The organism is Rhodococcus sp. 06-156-4, from assembly GCF_002259345.1.
Classification (GTDB): domain Bacteria; phylum Actinomycetota; class Actinomycetes; order Mycobacteriales; family Mycobacteriaceae; genus Rhodococcoides; species Rhodococcoides fascians_E.
Genome location: NZ_NPGB01000037.1, coordinates 58,517 through 76,244 on the forward strand (window position 1 = coordinate 58,517; position 17,728 = coordinate 76,244).

The following is a 17,728-nucleotide window of genomic DNA, read 5'->3' on the forward strand; positions in this document are numbered from 1 at the left end:
GTTCGTCTCCCATAGCTGAACAGTATCGCCGTAGCGCCACCCGGGTGATCGGCAGTTAACGCTCAGCTCGATACCTCGGACCGTCGTGGCGCCGCCGAATCGTCGGGCCCCTATCAGAGTCCGCGTCGACGAAATCGTCGAGCAGCCGGCGCCGGGCCACCTCGAGTCCCGCACTCCGCCGCCGGCGCGCCCTCACAGCGCGCCGTACGCAGTTGTTCCTCGGTGTCGGCGAGCGCCGCATCCAGTTCGAAAACACTCAACTCGCGAAGGCTGTTCTCGGCCAGGGCAGGTCACCAGTTCGGAAGGACCATGGCCAGGAACCCGATCCCGAGGATGACCCCGAGGATCCCGGCGCCGTAGGCGAGCGCTGCATCCCCGCGCGTCGCGCGCGGTCCCGACAGCATCGGGCTCCGGTCAGCCCACAGCGCGGCACAGATCGCGAGGATGCCCAGCACAACCCCAAGGCCTGGGGCCCAGAAACTCACGATCGACAGCGCGCCGATCATCAACGCCGAATCGGTGTTCTCGGTCCGGCTGAACGCGCGCCGATTCCACCACCGCCGCACACCCGGACCACCGGTGATCTCACTGCCGCTCGGCGTATTCGTAACCATCGTGTTCGTTGTCATCGCGATCCTCCTCGCCTTGTCGCACACTGCCCGATGTGGTGCTCGCGCAGCATCATTGACCGTCCTCGTGAGACGGTGCCTGCCCCGAAAAATTCTCGAAAAAAGTTGCAACACCATCTTGGCACTCGCGGCCTTCGAGTGCTAATTTCTGTTTCGCACAGTCAAGAGCAGCCCGCTACAGGGGCGGGTGCATCTGGGAATACAGGAGGTGGTTGCTGTGCTTCGCTTCGATCCGTTCCGTGACCTCGATTCGATTACCTCGGCCATGCTGGGGACCTCGAGCGGTTCCGATCGTGCACCCCGGTTCATGCCGATGGACCTGTACAAACTCGACGATCACTACGTTCTGTCCGCCGACCTTCCCGGTGTCGACCCGGGCTCGGTCGACGTCGATGTCGACCGCGGCACCCTCACTCTCACAGCCCACCGCACCGCACCCGATACCGATGGAGTGCAGTGGATTTCATCGGAACGATTCGCCGGGACGTACCGCCGACAGGTCGCACTCGGCGACGGTGTCGACACCGAGCGCATCTCCGCGTCCTACGACAACGGAGTGCTGTCGGTGACCATCCCCCTCGCCGAACGCGCCAAGCCGCGCAAGATCGACATCAGCGCAGGCAGCAGCGGCGGTCAACGCTCGATCGAAACGCAGTCGACCTGACCGTCTCGGCTTCGTTCGTTCCCGGCAGTGACCGCCGAGTCGTTGCCGGGAACTCCACCCCCTTTCTGACAATGTGCCGAACGCAGGCAGAGTGAAAGATGACGGAGGTGACTCTCGGTGATGGACATGCTGGATCCGGTGGTATGGCCCGATGACCCGGATCGCGAGCAGTGGTGGGCCACGGTACTGGGCATCGATATCAGTGAACAAAGTTGTACTGCATCCGATCTCGTCGATCAGCAGCGGGCCGTCGACATGGACGACGACGGGTATCCACGGACCCTGCATCCCGCTGCCGCGTGAGCCGCGCTTCTCGGCAGCACTGTGGGGTGCCGCCGGGTCAGGTGGGCGGTGGCAGGTGTCGACGCCCTGCCGCCGCCCCTCACGCGCCCACGGCCAATGCGCATACTCGGCTCGGTGAAGGGGGGATCAGGCAGATGACGCCGATGGTCGAGCAACCTGTCCGGTCGACCGCGGACAGCGGGCGAGCAGCCGACCACACCTACCCCGACCACGACCACGACCACGACCACGACCACGCGATGATCGATTACGCCTTGCGGCGGGTCGGCCACGGCGGCGGCCCGGACAAGGGCATCCCTACCCGGTTCGATATGACGGCGCGAGAGCTCTCCGCGGCGTAATAGAGATCCTCGACTGGGATTCGGGCAGTGTGTTCGGCCCGGTTCGGATTGAGCCCGGTCATGACTGACTGCATCAAAACGATAGCGCGACAACATATCTGAGTATCAACATGGCAGTCCGCCGGCGCGGCTCGGACACAACCGACACAACGGCCGGTCTGGTCGTTTGCGGTGCACTACACTCCAGCACACGATTTGCGTGCGAGGGCATTTTCTCTCTCGCCCCGTGTACGGCGGCTACGCTCGAGTCCGACAAGCAGCACACGCCGAACGGAAGGTATCCACGCATCGTGGCCAAGAAAGTGTCCGTCGAGTTGGTCGACGATCTCGACGGTTCCGTCATCGACGACGGCGCCGGTGAAACCATCGAATTCTCCGTCGCCGGAGTGGACTACGTCATCGACCTGAAAGCGAAGAACGCTGCCGAGTTCCACCGCAAACTCGCTTACTACATTGACCACGCTACCCGCACCGGTGGACGCCGGCACCGGCCCAAGCCCGCAGGCAGCGGATCGACACCTTCCTCGACGTCCAGGGCTGCGAGCGCACCTACACGTGCTCCTGCCGCTACGCGCGCGATCCGGCAGTGGGCCGCCGACGAGGGATACGAGATCGCCGACCGGGGCCGTATCCCCACTTCTATCGTCGACGCGTACGACGCAGCGCACTGACCCTCCGCCTGCGTGTCTGCGCGTCTGCGCGCCGGCACGTCGGCGATCGCAACCGTTGCCGCACACCGCGAGTGCGGCCCGTACTCCCTGGGTGCGCGCGTCGCCCCACCAGCGCGGTCTGTTTCAATACCGTCATGAGCACATCGGGACATCTCACACACGTGGACGCCGGTGTTGGTGACACAGTCCAAGTGCGGCGTGCAGGCGGACAGATCGTGTCCGGCACCCTCGTCGAGGACTTCGCTGACTTCGTGCTGACCGCGGAGGCGGTGGGACGCGACTGGGGCACACCGCGCCGCTGGGCGGTCGCCCTTTCCGACGGAACCTTGATGTTCGCCGATGACACCGACATCGTCGCCGCTCGCCGCGAGCGCTCAGAGGGGTGATCGCGCACCGATCACCGCGGCCGACAACTACGCCGGCTGCTGCACCTGCCGTATCGGCGGCGTCCACGTCGATGCCTGGGGGTTCTGCTACGTCACCGACAGTGGTGCTGCTCGATACCGCCGCACTGCGGGCGGTTCTCGATATCCTCGGCGCTGTGTCGTTGTTCGCGGTCATCTCCGCCGCCGCCGGTGCTCCGGACGCCGCTCTGACCACCGCGGCAGTCGCGGTCCTCGTCCTCGTCTCGCGGGCCATCCGGCACCGAAACACTGTGAACGGTATCGCGGCGCGACACTCCGAGACGTGAGCACACGCGATTCGCCCCGTCCACCAGCCGGGATACCTCCGAGGGACGCCCGGGCGCACGACGCTGCGATCGAGGCGGCGGCCCTGCTGGTGCTCGGACGCGGTGTGGGTGCGGTGTCGATCGGTGCGGTCCATGCGGCGTCTGGGATCGGCCGCGATCGTCTGCTGCGGATGTATCGGTCCAGAGGCGGGCTGGTGGCCGCGGTGTACGTCGAAGGGCACCGCCGGGTCAGCGCCCTGTGCGCAGCTCGCCGCTACCCCCGCATGACCGCTGTCGACTCTGTGTCGGCGTGCGCGACAGCGTTGGTCGAGCAGGCGGCCGCCGACCCGGTGGTGCGTGCGCTGCATGCTCTGGAAATGAGCACGACAGCAGCTGATACCGGTCTGCCGAGCATCTACCGGGTGTTGACCGCCTGGATGGCCCACGCGCTCACACCACGACCGGACTGTTCTGCCGGAGAGCGAACACGGATCGATGAGATCACCTCGGTGGTCGTGGCGGCAGTTGCCGGTATGAGTGCACCCCGTGCAGCGGACAGCATCCCCACGCACGCAGCAACCCGGGCACGGTCGCGGGTTCTGGCGGCTCTGCTGTCGGAGTTCGACGACCGTCACCGGTGAGCTGGCCACAGCACCAGGCCGCCGGGGCGAACCCCCAAGATTCTGATCGATGACGCGAACCACTGTGCGCAGGCGCAGTGCAGCATCGCATCGGTTTTTTCGATCGTGTTCGAGGTGTCGCGCACCGGTTCCTGATCTCGGTGCCGTGCAACGTACATCGCGCTGCTTCCACGTGTGCGGATGACCCGTCCGGGCCATGTGGAAGCCCCCGAACTGAGATGTGGCCGCGGGGGCAGCCGCCTCGACACGAGTGGCTGGCGCAACGAGGAGTCAGCCGGTTTCCGTCGTGGTTTGCTGCGTTCGGTCCGAAAGATGCCTGTTGGTCTTTTTTGCTGCACACTCTCGAGTCGGACATTGTTCACTCGACGACAAGGATTGTCATGCGATCGATCAACCGGGTGCTTCTCGGTGTGTGTGTTTGTGCCCCAGCATTGTTGGCTTTTCCGGCAGCGGCGTCAGCGGCAGAACAGGCGGATGTGACCTACGCGTTCACCGTCGAGGGTTCGACGGTGACCAATACGATCACCAACAATTCCGGCAGTGCTTTGACGTGCGCTACATCGCTGGCTCCGGCACCGGGTGGTGTCTTGCCTCCGGTCTGGGAGGTCATCGGACCAGGACAGACGTTGTACTCGACCGACGCTGCCGGCCAGCCCGGAGTCAGCACACAGTCGGTCACCGACATTCCCGCGGGATCCTATGTCGCGTTGGCCACGTGCGGAACCGAGAATGTGGACCCGGCGACAGTGTGGATCTCCGACTACCCGGGCTTGACCGAGGTGCTGGCGACTGTGCCGTGGACGTCGTACACCGTGGCGCAGGCATCACCCATCGTCACCATCGGAGAGTCCGCACCGGCGCTGCCGGACCTCGGTTCACTTCTGGGTACAGGTAGCGCTGGCTGAGAACCACGGTGTCCTTCTGAGCCTCATCGCGGGTAAGTAGTCCGCCGAGGTTCGAGAGGGGTGGCAGGCCTCCCCCTCAGACGGCCGACCACCCCTCCACACAGTCGGATGCGCCGCAGCCCCGAATGGTTCCCGCAGCCGGCGAAGAAATTTCCTAGAACATCGCTAGTTGGTTGTCGTTGTGATCGGCGCGCCGACGCGCAGTCCGCGCACGCGGGGTGGGTGTGATCGCAGGTGTCGGGTCGGCCGTGGGCGGTATCGACGCCTGTTGTAGTCCGATTCCTGCTCGGCTGGCGAGCACAGCGCGGATGTAGAGCCGCCGGGCGTGGTGCTGGCGTCCGGTTTCGCTGTCGCGTTCGAGCCAGTGTTCCCGCCACGCCGAGGTGCCCGCGTCGGGGACGGTGAGAGCGCGATCGGTCAGCCGGTCGAGCAGCACGTCGAGTTTCTCGGCGAGTGTTTGGGCGAGCTCGTCGAGGACGCGCTCGGACACACCGGCCACCTCCGCAGTCTCGCTCTCGCGCATGCCCCGCACAGTAGTACGCGGCACCGACACGAACCCCGCGCTACCTCGCGCGGGTATCCCGCTCGTGCTGCGGCCGGGCCCTGCATGGCGCCGGCCGCAGCATCCGCTCGGCGAGCACATCATTCTGCACGCTCGCCGGTTTCTCGTAGGTCATCGACAGCACGATCGCGGTAGCGGTGTCACGGACGATCTCGTGCGGCAGCGGCGGGCCGAGCAACGTTCGGATCCTCATACCAGCGATTATCAGCTCACCCACCGACACAGTCCGCTGAACAACTGGCCTCGCTCCACTCGACACGGGACAGATGGTGTGATCGTCGTTACCCGGTGGAACCGATCCACTCTCGGCTGCGTCCAACCCTTACGTGGAACAAGACCCAGAGTACCGCCGAGCAGTGATCGACGAGGGATACGACCCCGACGACCCGCGCACCCGCCGCGCCATCGCCGACGTCGTGGCGCTGCTGCGCGGTGTTGCCGACGCCGAACGCACAGCTCATCACGAGGTGAGGGCACCGGCGCAGCGCCAACCCCTGGCTCGATCGACGCCCCTGGCTCGATCGACGCCCCGGGCGCGCACAGACGACGCGAGCTCGAACGGCAGACAGCCGCGGCAGGTCGTGAGAGTGTCGACGCCGGATGCTGACCGGCTGCAGTACTACAGCAACTATCGAACGGCATGAGTCTCGGGGCGAGATGGGTGGGAGGGACGGATCTGGTGAACGAGCTGTTGGTGCTCACGCTCGACGTGTTCGATACACATGCCTCGGCGTCGGTGACATTGACGACCGACGGTGTGGTCGAACAACTCCCCATCACCGGAGGCCCTGCGGCTACGGCGCAGCCGTTGGAGGAGATCCTCGCCGATGCCCTCTCCCAGTGCGGCGCCGCAGCCGCCCGCCGTATCGGAGTTCTGACACCCCCCGAACAGGTCGTGATCACCCATCCCGCGCACTGGACATCCCAGCAGTCCGGCGCCCTCCACGCAGCCCTCGACACTGCAGGGTTCCCACCGAACCGAGCACTCGTTCGCCCCCGCCCTACAGCAGCTACCGGGTGACACCCCGCGCTACAGGCCCCGAAGAACCCGCCGCGGTCGGTGCGCAGGATCGCCGTTCTGCCGGGTGTCGTCGGTGAGTGCGGGAACCTTTCGGCGCTCTCGCTGCATCCAACATCCGAGATGACGGTAGTTTTCTTCCCGGTCCAGGCACTCCCCTCCACTCGTGCCGGGCCGATGCGAGAAGGGCGGATACAGATGGACAGGTGCGAACGGGCGCTGAGGCGCCCACCCGAGCAGGCTGCGACGAGGGCGGCTCGGTGATGGCGCCACGTGAGTGGACTCTCGGTATCGACTTCGGCACCTCGAACACCGCCGCCGCGCACACGAGCCCGATCAGCGGCGCCGTGGAGACGCTGATGCTCTCGCACAATCGCACGACGATGTCCTCGTCGGTGTTCGTCGAATCCCCCGACCGTATCGCCGTCGGTGATGTCGCGCTCGATCGCGCCGAGTCGAATCCGGCCGCGTTCATCCCGGCCCCGAAACGCGCCGTCGGTCAGGGCGTGGTGACCGTGAACGGACATACCGTTCCCGCCGCGCTACCGGTGTCCGCGGTGCTGGATTCGGTGATCACCCGCGCCGCTGCCGCGCACGGCGGCACCAGGCCCGGAGTGTTGGTGCTGACCCACCCCGAAGCGTGGTCGCGGCGCGAAGTCCAGGTCCTGCTCGATGCGGCAGCGCAGGTGGGCCTGCATCCCTCGCAGGTGACGACGGTGTCCGAGCCCCGCGCAGCAGCGCACTATTACACCCGCGCCCACACCCTCGCCCCCGGTGCGCGGATCGCGGTATTCGATTTCGGCGGCGGCACCCTCGACATCGCGGTCCTCGAAGCCACCGAGCGCGGCGGCTTCGACATCGTCGCCGCCCGCGGGGACAACGGTCTGGGTGGTAAGAACCTCGATGCGCACCTGCGGCGCTGGCTCGATCAGCAACTCGACGTCCGCGATCCGGACCTGCTCGACTTCCTGCGCACCCGGGCGCCGCTCGATGTTCGATACGGGCTCGACGAGTCGATCCGACGCGCGAAAGAGCTGCTCTCCGAAGCACCGTCGGCGACGATCACCGTGGCCGGCGACGGGCGCACCGAACGCTTCCAGATCACCCGCGACGAACTCGACGAACTGATCGCACCGGTGTTGGAGAAAGCGGTGACGTTGACACGGTCGACGTTGCTCGACGCAGGTGTCACCGAACCCGGACAGCTCAATGCGCTGTACCTCACCGGTGGATCCTCGCGTATCCCCGCGGTGCACGAACGGCTGCGCCCACTCGGGCCGATCGCCACCCTCGACGACCCGAAAACCGTAGTAGCACAAGGGGCCATCGCAGCGGCCGCACCCAGCAGAGAACGCACCAGCGCCCCGCAACCTAGGCAGGCCCCTGCCCAGTCCGGACCGCCGGCGGTGGACCCGTCGATGCGCCCGGAGCCGCCGATACAGCAGCCCTCGACTGCGGCGTTCGCGTCGCCGTGGCCTGCCGCCCAGAGCGGCGGCGCCGCCGGTTCGACGCGGCCGCACGGTGATCCGGCGCCGCGCCCGGCCAAGGCCGGTAGTGGGCGTACGAAGGGACTGCTGGCCGGCGCCGCTGTCGCTGTTGTCGCTGTCGCCGCGGCAGCGAGTTTCGTTCTGCTCGGCCGCGGCGGCGACACCCCCGAGACGACAGTTGCCGGGGCGAGTTCTGCCGCACCTGCGAGTGCTGATCCCGCGGCCGCATCCGGCGGGGACGCCGCAGGCACGGCGCCGCCGTCGACGAAGGAAGCGGTCATCGCCTCGCTTCCACCCGCGCTGCGATCGGAAGTGTCCGAATGCAAGCAGACCGGGGAAACCGAGAACGGTGGTCTGCAGCTGCAGTGCCAGATGTCCCAGGCGGGTTCGTTGCTGGGCGGCATCGTCGACGATGACGGCATGTCCTCCTACATCACTGTCTCGGTCGACGTGCGGGAAGCGAAGAAGGACGTCCTCGGTCTGCGGCAGGGGTATCAGAACAACACCGCGGTGGCTGACAACGAGATCGTGGAGAACGTGGCCCGCACCGCGGCAGCGGCTGTGTACGGGCCGGGCTATGCCGATACGTACTCCATCGTCTACGCCAACGGCGCCACCGGGGTGATGCTCAACTACAGCGACGCAGTCGGAATGGACGGCGCGAAAACGTTTCTCAGCCGCGCCGGACTGATCAACTAGGTACCGCCGACTCCGCAGAAAGCCGTACCCGAGAGGGGTCTGCCAGCACCGTGCACGGTGCTGGCAGACCCCTTTTGTCGTACTCGCAGGCGCACCGTGTGGGCGGGCTGTCCACACCGATTTCTTCGGCGGCGGGAACCTTTTCCGGTTCCGGGTGCATCCAACTATCGACCGCAACACAACGCCGAGAGACATGCCCTCGGACCCGCCCCTGCGAGAGGACACATCATGGACAACGACGACAAGAGCGTCTACGACGATTCCGACGTCGCCGAGTACGACGCCAAGCTCGAAGCGATCGCCACTGATCCGAACGCGAGCATCGACGCCAAGGTCGACGCCGTCAACGAGGCCATCGCCGACGAAATCGACGAGATCAACGAGGCCACCACCATCACCGCCTACTCCGGGTCCGAATCGGCCTCGACGGATGTGCCTGCTACTTCCGGCGCCACCACTGACACTGACACTGACTCGAGTAACAGCACCTCGGGTTCTGACTCCTCGGCGGCGGACCCGGCGTCGACCACTGCATCGGAGCCGGCCACCGCTGCGCCCACCTCTGGCGCGGCTGCGCCGTCGACGGAGGTCACTGCCGATCCGTCGACCGCCACCTACGGCGAGAGCGCGGCATCGACCTCGGCCACGGTACCCACGCCCACTGGTGAGACCGTGACAGCGACGGGTGCGGACACCACGGCAGGATCGGGCGGGGCCGCCGCGACGCCGGCGGGGTCCGGTGCATCGTCGCCGGCGAACGAGGCCATCGGCGCCGACGGAGAGGTCACCTACGTCTCTGCGCGTGATGTCGACGGCGACGGCCGTGTCGACCTGGCCCATTCCCGGGTCGACGGCATCGACACGATCACTCACTACGACGAGGACGGTTCGATCACCCTGATCGAGCAGGACACCGACGTCAACGGCACCTACGAGACCGCGGCCGATCAGCAGAGCGACGGCACCATCCGCGTCGCCGAAGACCTCGACGACGACGGCAGTGTCGATGTCGCAACCTTCCACGACCCGGCCACCGGCGCGCCGGTTCGCCAAGACACCATCGATGGATCCCTGATCTCCGAAACGCTCCTCGACTCCGACGGCGACGGCAACGCCGATACCCGGTTGCTCGATTCGAACGGCGACGGCCGCTTCGACACCGCGATCGTCGACACCGATGCCGACGGCTACACCGATGTCTCTCTCGTCGACACCGATGCCAATGGCCGCTTCGATCTGGCCAGCGTCGACACCGACGGTGACGGATCGCTCGACACGGTGGTGACGGGTGCGGACGCCGACCTCGGCAGCATCGATGCCTTCGAAGCCGCGATTCCGGCGGAGGATCACTACCACGCCCAGGCCGGTACCTACACCGCAGATCCGCACAGCAGCGTCGACACCGACGTCTGAGACCGCACCACGCGAGATACACGCGAGATTCACCGTGCCGCAGTGTCCTTCACCCGAAGGGCACTGCGGCGCCGACCTATAGCCGCTGATCCATATCCATCTTGATCCATATCGATTCTGGGGGCCGACCGATGCACGAGTTCGATGACGGCGCACTGTTCTCGTTCGCGGTCGCAGACGATATCGCCGAGACCATCACCTCGGATCCGTACGGGGACACCACCGCCCAGTACAACGACGCTCAGTACAACGACACCAATCCTTACGACGGCGCTGCTCGCGACGACGACGACTCCCGGTACGGCGACGATGCGGTGCCGATCGATCAGGGAGACCCCACGGCCGGCCCCCAGCCCGCCGATCGTCCCGGCAGCCGAGACGCCAACGATTACGCTGCGGCGCAAACCGATTCAATCCCACACCGCTCGCCCGGTCCGCTGCTCACCGGCAACCCGGCACTCGACATCGACCTCTCGAACATCGACCGTGCCGGCGCACCGAACCCGCGTCACCACGACAACGATCCCGACACCGGTGCCGATCCCGAACCGGAGGCCACCGCTGCCTCGGACACCGGAAACGATGGCGGGGTGCACGGCAACCCGGTGCAGTGGACGATCGACTGGTTCTACCAACAAGTCGACGGATACTGCGGTCCGGCGGTCGTCGGGCAGCTCGTTGCGGAGTACACCGGCGCGAACATCACCGACCCGCAGCATCTGGTCGACCGCGCCGTCGAACTCGGGTTGCTCTCCGCCGAGGACCCGGCCGCCGGAATGACGTTGCCCGACATCGAACGACTCCTCGAAGACCAAGGCGTCCCGGCCACCATCAGCTCCGGATCGCTCGATGACCTCCGCGCGCGCCTGGGCGACGGGCACGCCGTCATCGCCATGGTCGACTCCGGGGAAATCTGGCAACCCAGCCGCGAAGGCGCCGAGGACAACACCCCCGACCATGTGCTGGTCGTCGCCGGTATCGACGACGAACGCGGCGTGGTGATCCTCTCCGACCCCGGAGTTCCGAACGGCAGTCATCTCGAAGTTCCGATCGAACAGTTCGAGCAGGCCTGGGCCGACTCCGGGAATCAGATGCTCGTCGCCGACCACCCCGATCCCGACCTGATCCCCGCCGCTCCCACAGCGCCGCCGGAGAACCCGTCCACCGCAGAAACCACATCGACCTCGGCTGCCGCGGCGCCTACGCCGACGCGATCGACGGTCATCTCACTGCGGCCGTGACCCACCAGGCACAATGAACACACCAGACCCGGCCGCACCGAACGCGGACCACACCCCCGGTACCGACGACACCCCGGTACCAGCGACACGACGATCAGCGAGGTGAACGATGACCGACGATCAGCCGTCCCCGACGCTGCGCGACCTCACCGGTGATCTGCCGCCGCTACCCGACGAGGTCTGGGAGCGCACCCTCGCGGCCGCCTTCGACCCCGACGCCGCCGTCGACGCCGATCTCGTTCCCGAACAGGACGATCTCCCGGTCGTGGCGGATGACAACGATCTCGATCTCGGCATCCTGCTCGACGACACCGATGCCGATGCCGACCGCGACGACGATGCAGGCAGCACAGGTCAGGATGGGCACCACGGCGATGACGGTGACCACGATGTCGGCCACATCGATTCCGGCGACGAGCTGGACATCGACCCGGGCACCGGTCTCGGCGACACGGGTCTTGGCGACATGGGTGCAGGAGAGATCGATCCGGCAGGTCACCTCGACCCGAGCGGCCCGGGCGGCCACCCCGGCGACGACCTACTCTGACCCGCCCATTCCACGCGCGTGCGGACGTCCGCGTGGCTGCGAGCATGCTCAGCCCTGCCCGGTACCTACCGATGGGTACTATTTCTCCGCGCCGCGGAAATCGTGCCGCGCGCGGGCACGCAGGGTTCACCTACTAGAGCTGGGTGCGAGGTACGGATCGGGGGGTAGATGAGCGAGACCGAACTGATCGCTGCCTGCCGTCTGGGCGATCACCGGGCGTTCGCCGACCTCGTCGGCCGCTACCGTACTCACGCCTGGCATGTGTGCCTGCAGATCACCGGCAACACCCACGACGCGGAAGATGCGCTGCAGGACGCCATCACCGCGGCCTGGCAGAACCTGCACAAGTTCCGCGGTGACGCCCGGTTCAACACCTGGCTGCACCGCATCGCCGCCAATGCCGCCCTCGCGGTCGTGCGCCGCCGCAAACCGGTGGACAGTCTCGACGTCGACACCGACGAGCCGGGTATCGAGCTCGTAGACGCTCGTCCCCGCTTCGACGATCACATCGTCACCACCGCGGTCGTGCAGCACGCCTTGAATCAACTCCCGGAGGACTTCCGGGTGGCGATCGTGCTCGCCGAATTCGCCGACCTGCCGTATGCGGACATCGCCGAACATCAAGGTGTGTCGGTGGCGACGGTCAAGACCCGCATTCACCGGGCCCGGAAACAACTCGCGGGCCTGCTCGCACCGGAGATCGACAGCCTCGATCCCGGCATCTGACCGAATCGCCGGGCGAGCCCGTCGCCCCTTCGCCGGATCGCGCCGGCCGCGAGTCCTTCCTGGCCAGGCTCCCGCAGCCTCTCGGCGTAGACAGCAGCAGAGCCGCCCGGTGGACACCCTGGGCGGGGTATACCTGACGGCTCTGCGGTGTACGGCTCTGTCGCTGTCGGCGGAGCGTACGAGCGAATTATGCGGCGTCCTGGTCTGCTTGTTCGAGGATCAGGTACTGGGCGCTGATCTGTTGATCGACATCGATCTTGTTGTCGAGGCCGGAGGCTTCGCCGACGTAGCGGCCGACGGTGACCATGCAGTAGTCCTGAGTACCGCCCACGGTGTCCTTGGCCACGCACACCGCATCGGGCAGGCCCTGCGGGGTGGGGGCGTCGGCGTAGCCCTGGGAGGTCAGGTCGTTGTAGAACTCGTCGACGATCTTCTGCGCGCCGTCGTCGTCGGAGGCGCGGTAGACGGTGGTCTTGTAGACCGCGTTGTGCTCGGAGCCGGTCTCCTCGAGCACGCGGTAGGTCAGCGGCGGGTTCGTCGAGCGGTGCGCCATTCCGCGCGGTCCGTAGGAGGCCATGTCGTTGCCGGACTGGGCTTGGGCGTCTTCTTCGGGGAGGGCGTAGATGAGGATCTTGTCCTGATCGATCATCGGGAACTCTGCTCCCTGACCGCCGTTCTGCTCTTTGGTCGGCTGCGCCGGGAACTGATCGATCAACGGACCCTGCTGCTCGAGCGCTGTCGCAACGGCTTGCGCGGTCCAGTCCTTCTGATCGGCGGGGGCGCTGGCGTAGGTGTAGAGCAGGTAATCGTTGTGTGCGGTGAGGGCGTTCACCGACACTGTGGGGCCGGCGTCGAAGCTGTGCTCGGACGTCGAGACGAGGGTGTTGGGCAGGATGGCGATGGTTTCCGGGGTGTCGAGGCCGGTGTCGTCGGAGTCGACGGTGGTCAGGTCTGTGTGGATCTGCTGCGCGGCCGCTGCGGCGCCGTCAGCAGTGGTGAACCGCAGCACCATCTGCACCACCGATTTGGACGGATCGGTCACCGCAGCGGTCGGGGTCGCGGCGGTGGAGACGTAGCCGTAGAGCAGGCCGTTGTTCTTGGCGATGTCCGGTGCGCCGCCGTTGAGAACGACGCCGAGGTTTTGCGAGCTGCGGATGACCATGGTGGGCATCTTCACCGACACCAGGGTGGGATCGACCTCGAACGGTGCCACGACGAACTCGGCGAGGCGTTGAGTTTCGACGTCGAGGATGTTCTCGTCGGTTGCGCGCCCGAATTCCGGTGCGGGGCTGGTCGGGTAGTCACCGGTGTCCAGGGCTGCCGGATCCACCGCACTGCTCGAGCTGCTGGAGTCGCCGCCGGATTTCGCGACGGGCTCACCGTCGACGCTGCCGTCGTCGGTGCCGCACGCGGCCAGGACCGCTCCAGCGCACAGCAGCGCCGCTGCTCGTTTCAGCCATGGTTGTCTCGGCTGTGGTTGTCTCGGCGATGTTCTCGAACGCACGCGGAAGATCCTTTCACTAGGGGAATCCGCCCGACCACCGAACCTTCAGGGGGGTGCGGGGGTGAGGGTGGGTGTCGGTGTCACTGACAGTTGGATGCGGCCGGACCGGGAAAAGGTTCCCGCAGCCGCCACCGCACCCCACCCCGACGATCGGTCACTGCCACGCCCCCTTGCCGGTGCGCGAGGATGAGAACGGGCCCGGGGATGCATCGAGCTGCGCTGCGGTATGCGGGTTACAGTCTGACCCGGCCACCCCACGCCCCCGAAGACGCGCGGGGCTGGGCGAACACCATCGACGACGGAGAAAGGGCGAGAACACGAGCATGAGCGAATCGGCAGCTGCCCCCGCCCCACCAACCGAACGCACTGTACCGGCGATCGAACGGGCTGCCGCGTTGCTGGGGACCATCACCACCAAGATTCTGCGGCCGTTCGACTACGCCGATATCGCCGATATCGCCGACGCACGCGCCGCCGAGCACCGCACCCGCACTGTCGTGGTTGTCGGGGAAGTCAAGCGCGGCAAGAGCTTTCTCGTCAATGCCCTTGTCGGGTACCGCGACGGCTCCCCGGTCGGGGTCGATGTGACGACCTCGACGACCCTGTCGTTCACCAACGGTGACACCGACACCGACACCGGCTCCGGCCTGGGCGGTGCGGGTGCGGGTGCGGGTGCGGGTGCGGAGTTGATCTACCCGGACCGCAGCGAGAGTATCGCGCATGCCGAGCTCGCGGACTGGGTCTCGTGCGAAGGCGCCCGTGTGCAGGACGCCCGGGCCACCGAACTCCCGACGCGGGCAGTGGTGTCGGTGCCCGGCAACCGCATGGGCGCCACCACCGTGATCGACACCCCCGGTGTCGGGGGTCTGGACCCCACCTACGCCGCTCTCGCTACAGCCGGCCTAGCCCAGGCGTGCGTGGTGGTCATCGTGTGCGATGCCTCCACGCCACTGACCGCACCGGAGATGGAGTTCATCACCTCCGCCGGCGCCGGCGTGGAAGCACTCATCGTGGCGGTGACGAAAACCGACAAGAACGTGCGCCGGTGGAAACCGATCGTGAAGAAGAACACGGCACTGCTGCGTGAGCATCTCGGGCGCGAGATCCCCGTCCTCGGGGTCTCGAGTCTACGGGCGGTGGTGGCCGCCGAGATGAATCCCGGACCGGCGCGCGAGAGCGCCGAGGCACGTTCGGGAATCACCGCACTGCGCTCGCTGATCGATGCCAAACTTGCTGTCGCCGATCAGCTTCCGGCGGCAAGCGGGTTACGGACCGCGATCGGAGGGCTGCGGACTCTCGCAGAGGATCTCGGGGTGCAGATCTCGGCGATCACCGACGCCGACCGCCTCGTTCCGGACCTGACCGCGCAACTCGACGAACTTGGGGAGCTCAAAGATCATGCGCAGCAGTGGGAGCAGTACCTCCAACGCGATCTGACGTTGATCCGCCAATCCGCCACCGACGAACTCGACCGGCGTCTGGACGAGATCCGGGAGAAGTGGACCACGCGGATCAACAAGAACGGCATGGAAGTCCTGCGGCGCAATCCGCAGCACTTCACCGCCGAGATGGAGCGGGACTTCCAGTCGGCGTTGGCCGGGTCGATGGAGGTGTTCCTCTCCCAGCTCCGCACCACCATCGTCGAACCGCGGTTCGACTCCGAGGTGGTATGGGACGGCATCTACACCAAGGTCGCGGAGACCTTCGCCGGTCGCGGGATCGAGACCCATTCGGTCGCCGGGAAACGACAAGGGCTGCTCGATCCGTCGATGCTCACCATGGGCGTGATGGGCTCGTCGATGCTCGGCGGCATCGTCGGTGTCTCCACCGTCATCGGCGTCGGTGCGGTCGTCGGAATCGCCTGGGTGGGAGTCAATCTCGGATTCCGGGCGATGCGCGCAGGAAAGACGAACTTGTTGACCTGGATGCGAGAAACCACGACAGCGACGAAAACCACTGCGGCGCGAATGTTCGAAGGGGCGCTGGCGTTGGCGCGCCCGGACATCGTCATCCGCTACCGCGAACACCTCAAATCCTCGACGGCGCTGCTGCAAAAGCAGATCAAGGACGCCGAGGACAGTGCCCGCTCCGATTCGGCGACACGGGAGAAGAAACTGGCCCGCCTCGAAAACAACCTGAAAGTGGTCAGCGGCAACATCACCCGCGCCGAAGCCCTCATCGCCGAGCTCACCGCCCCCGCCGCCCCACCCGGCGGGACCGGGACACCTTCGGCGCAGCCGGCGGAGGTGCGCCCGTGACCGCGCCGCAGCCACCGCTCGATCCGGTCCGCGCCGGACTCGACCGCGCCCTGCACGCTCTCGCAGCCCTGGACCCCGAGACCGCAGTCCACGCCAACCGCATCGGCGCCCTGTTGTGGTCACCGCCGCGGATCGTGATCGTCGGCCGCCTCAAAGCCGGTAAGTCGACACTGGTCAACGCACTCATCAGGGCCAAGGTCGCCGACACCGCCGCACTGGAAGCAACCACCATCGTCTCGGTGTATCAGGAAGGCGCTCCCGCACGCGCCGAAGCGGTCCTGCTCGACAACAGGAGGGCGCCGGTGCCGACCGACCGCGGCGCCGTCACCGACCTTCCGGTGGCTCCGCAACAGATCGCCTACCTGCACCGGTGGCTGCCCTCGGCGGCGATCCGCGACTACACCCTCGTCGACACCCCCGGGTTGGCGACGTTGACGGCCGAGAACGAGGCCCGTACCCGGCGGGTGCTCATCGACGGGTTCGAGCAGACCCGCACCGCCTCGGTCGATGCGGACGCTGCGGTGTTCCTGTTCGACGGCGCTCCCCGCGCCGACGAGATCGATTTTCTCCGTCAGCTCGGGTTCACCCCGCTCACCACCCTCGGAGTTCTCTCGCGCGCCGATGGCTTCGGAGAAGGGGCACTCGGGGTTCGTGATCCCCTTCAGCACGCGGCCGAACATGCAGCGCGGCTGGCTGGGCAGCTCGCGGACACGGTGATGACGGTCGTCCCGGTCGCCGGGTTGCTCGCCGAGACCTCGCACACCGGCGCACTCACCGAAGCCGACGCCCGCGCCCTGCACGCCCTTGCTGGTATCGCGCCGTTCGATCTGATCGACCTGCTCGACTCCGACGACGAAGCGCTCGTGCCGCCGCAGCTGCGCGGACGATTGGTCGATCTGCTCGGTGAGTACGGGGTTCTACACGGCCGGGACATCGCCGCAGCAGGTGCAGCGGCGCTCAACGAGTGGCTCGTCGCGTCTTCCGGGGTTGCAGCGCTGCACCGCATCCTCTCGGCGCATCTGGGGATGTTCGCGGCCGTCAAACGTGCCCACCGCATCCTCGGTGAACTCGACCGCCTCGCCTACACCCGCCCCGAACGCGAGCAGATCCGCGACATCGTCGACCGGCTGCGCTCGGACCCGGCCCTGCACACCGTGGTGCTGTTCGGGCACCTCGAAGCGATGCTGGGCGCCGACCCGGCCTCACCGGTCACCGCAGAACTACGACGCCTGGTCGAACACCCGACCCCGGCCACCAAACTCGGCCTCTCCCCCTCCGCCGGCCCCGACAAGATCCGCGCCGCCGCCCACAGCAAGCTCACCTGGGCGCACACCCAAGCCCTGTCGACCTTCACCGCCGCCGAAGACGCCGCGCTGGTCGCGCTGATCCATACCTACGGGCTCCTGAGCCGCTGACCCCAGCACCGCCAACAGGTCGGATGGCGTGCAA

21 protein-coding genes are annotated in these 17,728 nt (G+C 66.8%); 17 read left to right on the forward strand and 4 right to left on the reverse strand.

From position 1 onward, the window contains the following. Positions 1 to 290: 290 nt before the first annotated feature. Positions 291 to 629 (reverse strand): hypothetical protein, encoded by a 339-nt coding sequence (locus tag CH290_RS26885; RefSeq protein WP_230620865.1) that lies wholly within the window; start codon positions 627 to 629, stop codon positions 291 to 293. Between the two features lie 217 nt (positions 630 to 846). Here CH290_RS26885 and CH290_RS26890 point away from each other — a divergent pair, with 217 nt between their 5' ends. The 8 genes from CH290_RS26890 to CH290_RS26925 all read left to right on the forward strand — a co-directional run bounded on the left by CH290_RS26890 (position 847) and on the right by CH290_RS26925 (position 4,824). Continuing rightward, positions 847 to 1,293 carry an Hsp20/alpha crystallin family protein gene (locus tag CH290_RS26890; RefSeq protein WP_052083036.1) on the forward strand — a complete coding sequence of 149 codons (447 nt, stop codon included), beginning with the start codon at positions 847 to 849 and terminating at the stop codon, positions 1,291 to 1,293. Positions 1,294 to 1,410: 117 nt separating this feature from the next. After that, positions 1,411 to 1,596, forward strand: a complete 186-nt coding sequence (locus CH290_RS26895) for a hypothetical protein (RefSeq protein ID WP_141216170.1) — start codon at positions 1,411 to 1,413, stop codon at positions 1,594 to 1,596. 134 nt (positions 1,597 to 1,730) lie between these two features. Beyond that, on the forward strand, positions 1,731 to 1,937 hold the full coding sequence (locus tag CH290_RS26900) for a hypothetical protein (RefSeq protein ID WP_033188247.1): 207 nt from the start codon (positions 1,731 to 1,733) through the stop codon (positions 1,935 to 1,937). 290 nt (positions 1,938 to 2,227) lie between these two features. Next, a complete protein-coding gene (locus CH290_RS26905; protein WP_033188338.1) occupies positions 2,228 to 2,608 on the forward strand; it encodes a histone-like nucleoid-structuring protein Lsr2 in 381 nt (126 codons plus the stop codon). 134 nt (positions 2,609 to 2,742) lie between these two features. Next, on the forward strand, positions 2,743 to 2,994 hold the full coding sequence (locus CH290_RS26910) for a hypothetical protein (protein ID WP_033188246.1): 252 nt from the start codon (positions 2,743 to 2,745) through the stop codon (positions 2,992 to 2,994). A gap of 71 nt (positions 2,995 to 3,065) precedes the next feature. After that, a complete protein-coding gene (locus tag CH290_RS26915) occupies positions 3,066 to 3,299 on the forward strand; it encodes a hypothetical protein (RefSeq protein ID WP_141216171.1) in 234 nt (77 codons plus the stop codon). Further along, positions 3,296 to 3,919 (forward strand): hypothetical protein, encoded by a 624-nt coding sequence (locus CH290_RS26920; RefSeq protein ID WP_141216172.1) that lies wholly within the window; start codon positions 3,296 to 3,298, stop codon positions 3,917 to 3,919. The genes CH290_RS26915 and CH290_RS26920 overlap by 4 nt, the downstream gene beginning before the upstream one ends. Before the next feature lie 380 nt (positions 3,920 to 4,299). Beyond that, the gene (locus CH290_RS26925; RefSeq protein WP_033188243.1) at positions 4,300 to 4,824 is read left to right on the forward strand and encodes a hypothetical protein; all 525 of its coding nucleotides are present in this window, start codon (positions 4,300 to 4,302) and stop codon (positions 4,822 to 4,824) included. A gap of 154 nt (positions 4,825 to 4,978) precedes the next feature. Here CH290_RS26925 and CH290_RS26930 read toward each other — a convergent pair whose 3' ends face one another. Next, complete coding sequence (locus CH290_RS26930; RefSeq protein WP_033188242.1) at positions 4,979 to 5,347, reverse strand: hypothetical protein; 369 nt, start codon at positions 5,345 to 5,347, stop codon at positions 4,979 to 4,981. A gap of 40 nt (positions 5,348 to 5,387) precedes the next feature. Further along, positions 5,388 to 5,579 carry a hypothetical protein gene (locus tag CH290_RS26935; protein ID WP_141216173.1) on the reverse strand — a complete coding sequence of 64 codons (192 nt, stop codon included), beginning with the start codon at positions 5,577 to 5,579 and terminating at the stop codon, positions 5,388 to 5,390. A gap of 133 nt (positions 5,580 to 5,712) precedes the next feature. Between CH290_RS26935 and CH290_RS26940 the strand changes: the two genes are divergently transcribed. The 7 genes from CH290_RS26940 to CH290_RS26970 all read left to right on the forward strand — a co-directional run bounded on the left by CH290_RS26940 (position 5,713) and on the right by CH290_RS26970 (position 12,517). Next, entirely contained in the window at positions 5,713 to 6,030 is a 318-nt protein-coding gene (locus CH290_RS26940) for a hypothetical protein (protein ID WP_033188240.1), read from the forward strand. After that, a complete protein-coding gene (locus CH290_RS26945) occupies positions 6,027 to 6,407 on the forward strand; it encodes a hypothetical protein (RefSeq protein ID WP_141216174.1) in 381 nt (126 codons plus the stop codon). Before CH290_RS26940 ends, CH290_RS26945 begins: the two co-directional genes overlap by 4 nt. 203 nt (positions 6,408 to 6,610) lie before the next feature. Continuing rightward, positions 6,611 to 8,590, forward strand: coding sequence for an Hsp70 family protein (locus CH290_RS26950; protein WP_052083012.1), 1,980 nt, complete (start codon positions 6,611 to 6,613; stop codon positions 8,588 to 8,590). 228 nt (positions 8,591 to 8,818) lie between these two features. Beyond that, positions 8,819 to 10,003, forward strand: coding sequence for a RodZ family helix-turn-helix domain-containing protein (locus CH290_RS26955; RefSeq protein WP_176460154.1), 1,185 nt, complete (start codon positions 8,819 to 8,821; stop codon positions 10,001 to 10,003). A gap of 131 nt (positions 10,004 to 10,134) precedes the next feature. Beyond that, positions 10,135 to 11,244: a C39 family peptidase gene (locus CH290_RS26960; RefSeq protein ID WP_052083011.1), complete on the forward strand. Its 1,110-nt coding sequence runs from the start codon at positions 10,135 to 10,137 to the stop codon at positions 11,242 to 11,244. 109 nt (positions 11,245 to 11,353) lie between these two features. Beyond that, positions 11,354 to 11,791 (forward strand): hypothetical protein, encoded by a 438-nt coding sequence (locus CH290_RS26965; protein ID WP_052083010.1) that lies wholly within the window; start codon positions 11,354 to 11,356, stop codon positions 11,789 to 11,791. A 168-nt stretch (positions 11,792 to 11,959) separates the two neighbouring features. Further along, on the forward strand, positions 11,960 to 12,517 hold the full coding sequence (locus tag CH290_RS26970; RefSeq protein WP_033188238.1) for an RNA polymerase sigma factor: 558 nt from the start codon (positions 11,960 to 11,962) through the stop codon (positions 12,515 to 12,517). A 187-nt stretch (positions 12,518 to 12,704) separates the two neighbouring features. On the opposite strand, the gene CH290_RS26975 is transcribed toward CH290_RS26970, so the two are convergent. After that, complete coding sequence (locus CH290_RS26975; RefSeq protein WP_170947512.1) at positions 12,705 to 14,021, reverse strand: DUF7373 family lipoprotein; 1,317 nt, start codon at positions 14,019 to 14,021, stop codon at positions 12,705 to 12,707. A gap of 323 nt (positions 14,022 to 14,344) precedes the next feature. On the opposite strand from CH290_RS26975, the gene CH290_RS26980 reads away from it, so the two are divergent. Beyond that, complete coding sequence (locus CH290_RS26980; protein ID WP_052083009.1) at positions 14,345 to 16,279, forward strand: dynamin family protein; 1,935 nt, start codon at positions 14,345 to 14,347, stop codon at positions 16,277 to 16,279. Beyond that, entirely contained in the window at positions 16,276 to 17,694 is a 1,419-nt protein-coding gene (locus CH290_RS26985; RefSeq protein WP_033188237.1) for a GTPase, read from the forward strand. The genes CH290_RS26980 and CH290_RS26985 overlap by 4 nt, the downstream gene beginning before the upstream one ends. Positions 17,695 to 17,728: the final 34 nt, after the last annotated feature.

What these genes read in the sequence shown, in the direction of transcription:
- CH290_RS26900 (WP_033188247.1), top strand. Translation starts at nt 1,731, where the DNA reads ATGACGCCGATGGTCGAGCAACCTGTCCGGTCGACCGCGGACAGCGGG.
- CH290_RS26945 (WP_141216174.1), top strand. Translation starts at nt 6,027, where the DNA reads ATGAGTCTCGGGGCGAGATGGGTGGGAGGGACGGATCTGGTGAACGAG.
- CH290_RS26915 (WP_141216171.1), top strand. Translation starts at nt 3,066, where the DNA reads ATGCCTGGGGGTTCTGCTACGTCACCGACAGTGGTGCTGCTCGATACC.
- CH290_RS26885 (WP_230620865.1), bottom strand. Translation starts at nt 629, where the DNA reads ATGACAACGAACACGATGGTTACGAATACGCCGAGCGGCAGTGAGATC.
- CH290_RS26960 (WP_052083011.1), top strand. Translation starts at nt 10,135, where the DNA reads ATGCACGAGTTCGATGACGGCGCACTGTTCTCGTTCGCGGTCGCAGAC.
- CH290_RS26965 (WP_052083010.1), top strand. Translation starts at nt 11,354, where the DNA reads ATGACCGACGATCAGCCGTCCCCGACGCTGCGCGACCTCACCGGTGAT.
- CH290_RS26935 (WP_141216173.1), bottom strand. Translation starts at nt 5,579, where the DNA reads ATGAGGATCCGAACGTTGCTCGGCCCGCCGCTGCCGCACGAGATCGTC.
- CH290_RS26980 (WP_052083009.1), top strand. Translation starts at nt 14,345, where the DNA reads ATGAGCGAATCGGCAGCTGCCCCCGCCCCACCAACCGAACGCACTGTA.
- CH290_RS26955 (WP_176460154.1), top strand. Translation starts at nt 8,819, where the DNA reads ATGGACAACGACGACAAGAGCGTCTACGACGATTCCGACGTCGCCGAG.
- CH290_RS26970 (WP_033188238.1), top strand. Translation starts at nt 11,960, where the DNA reads ATGAGCGAGACCGAACTGATCGCTGCCTGCCGTCTGGGCGATCACCGG.
- CH290_RS26910 (WP_033188246.1), top strand. Translation starts at nt 2,743, where the DNA reads ATGAGCACATCGGGACATCTCACACACGTGGACGCCGGTGTTGGTGAC.
- CH290_RS26925 (WP_033188243.1), top strand. Translation starts at nt 4,300, where the DNA reads ATGCGATCGATCAACCGGGTGCTTCTCGGTGTGTGTGTTTGTGCCCCA.
- CH290_RS26930 (WP_033188242.1), bottom strand. Translation starts at nt 5,347, where the DNA reads ATGCGCGAGAGCGAGACTGCGGAGGTGGCCGGTGTGTCCGAGCGCGTC.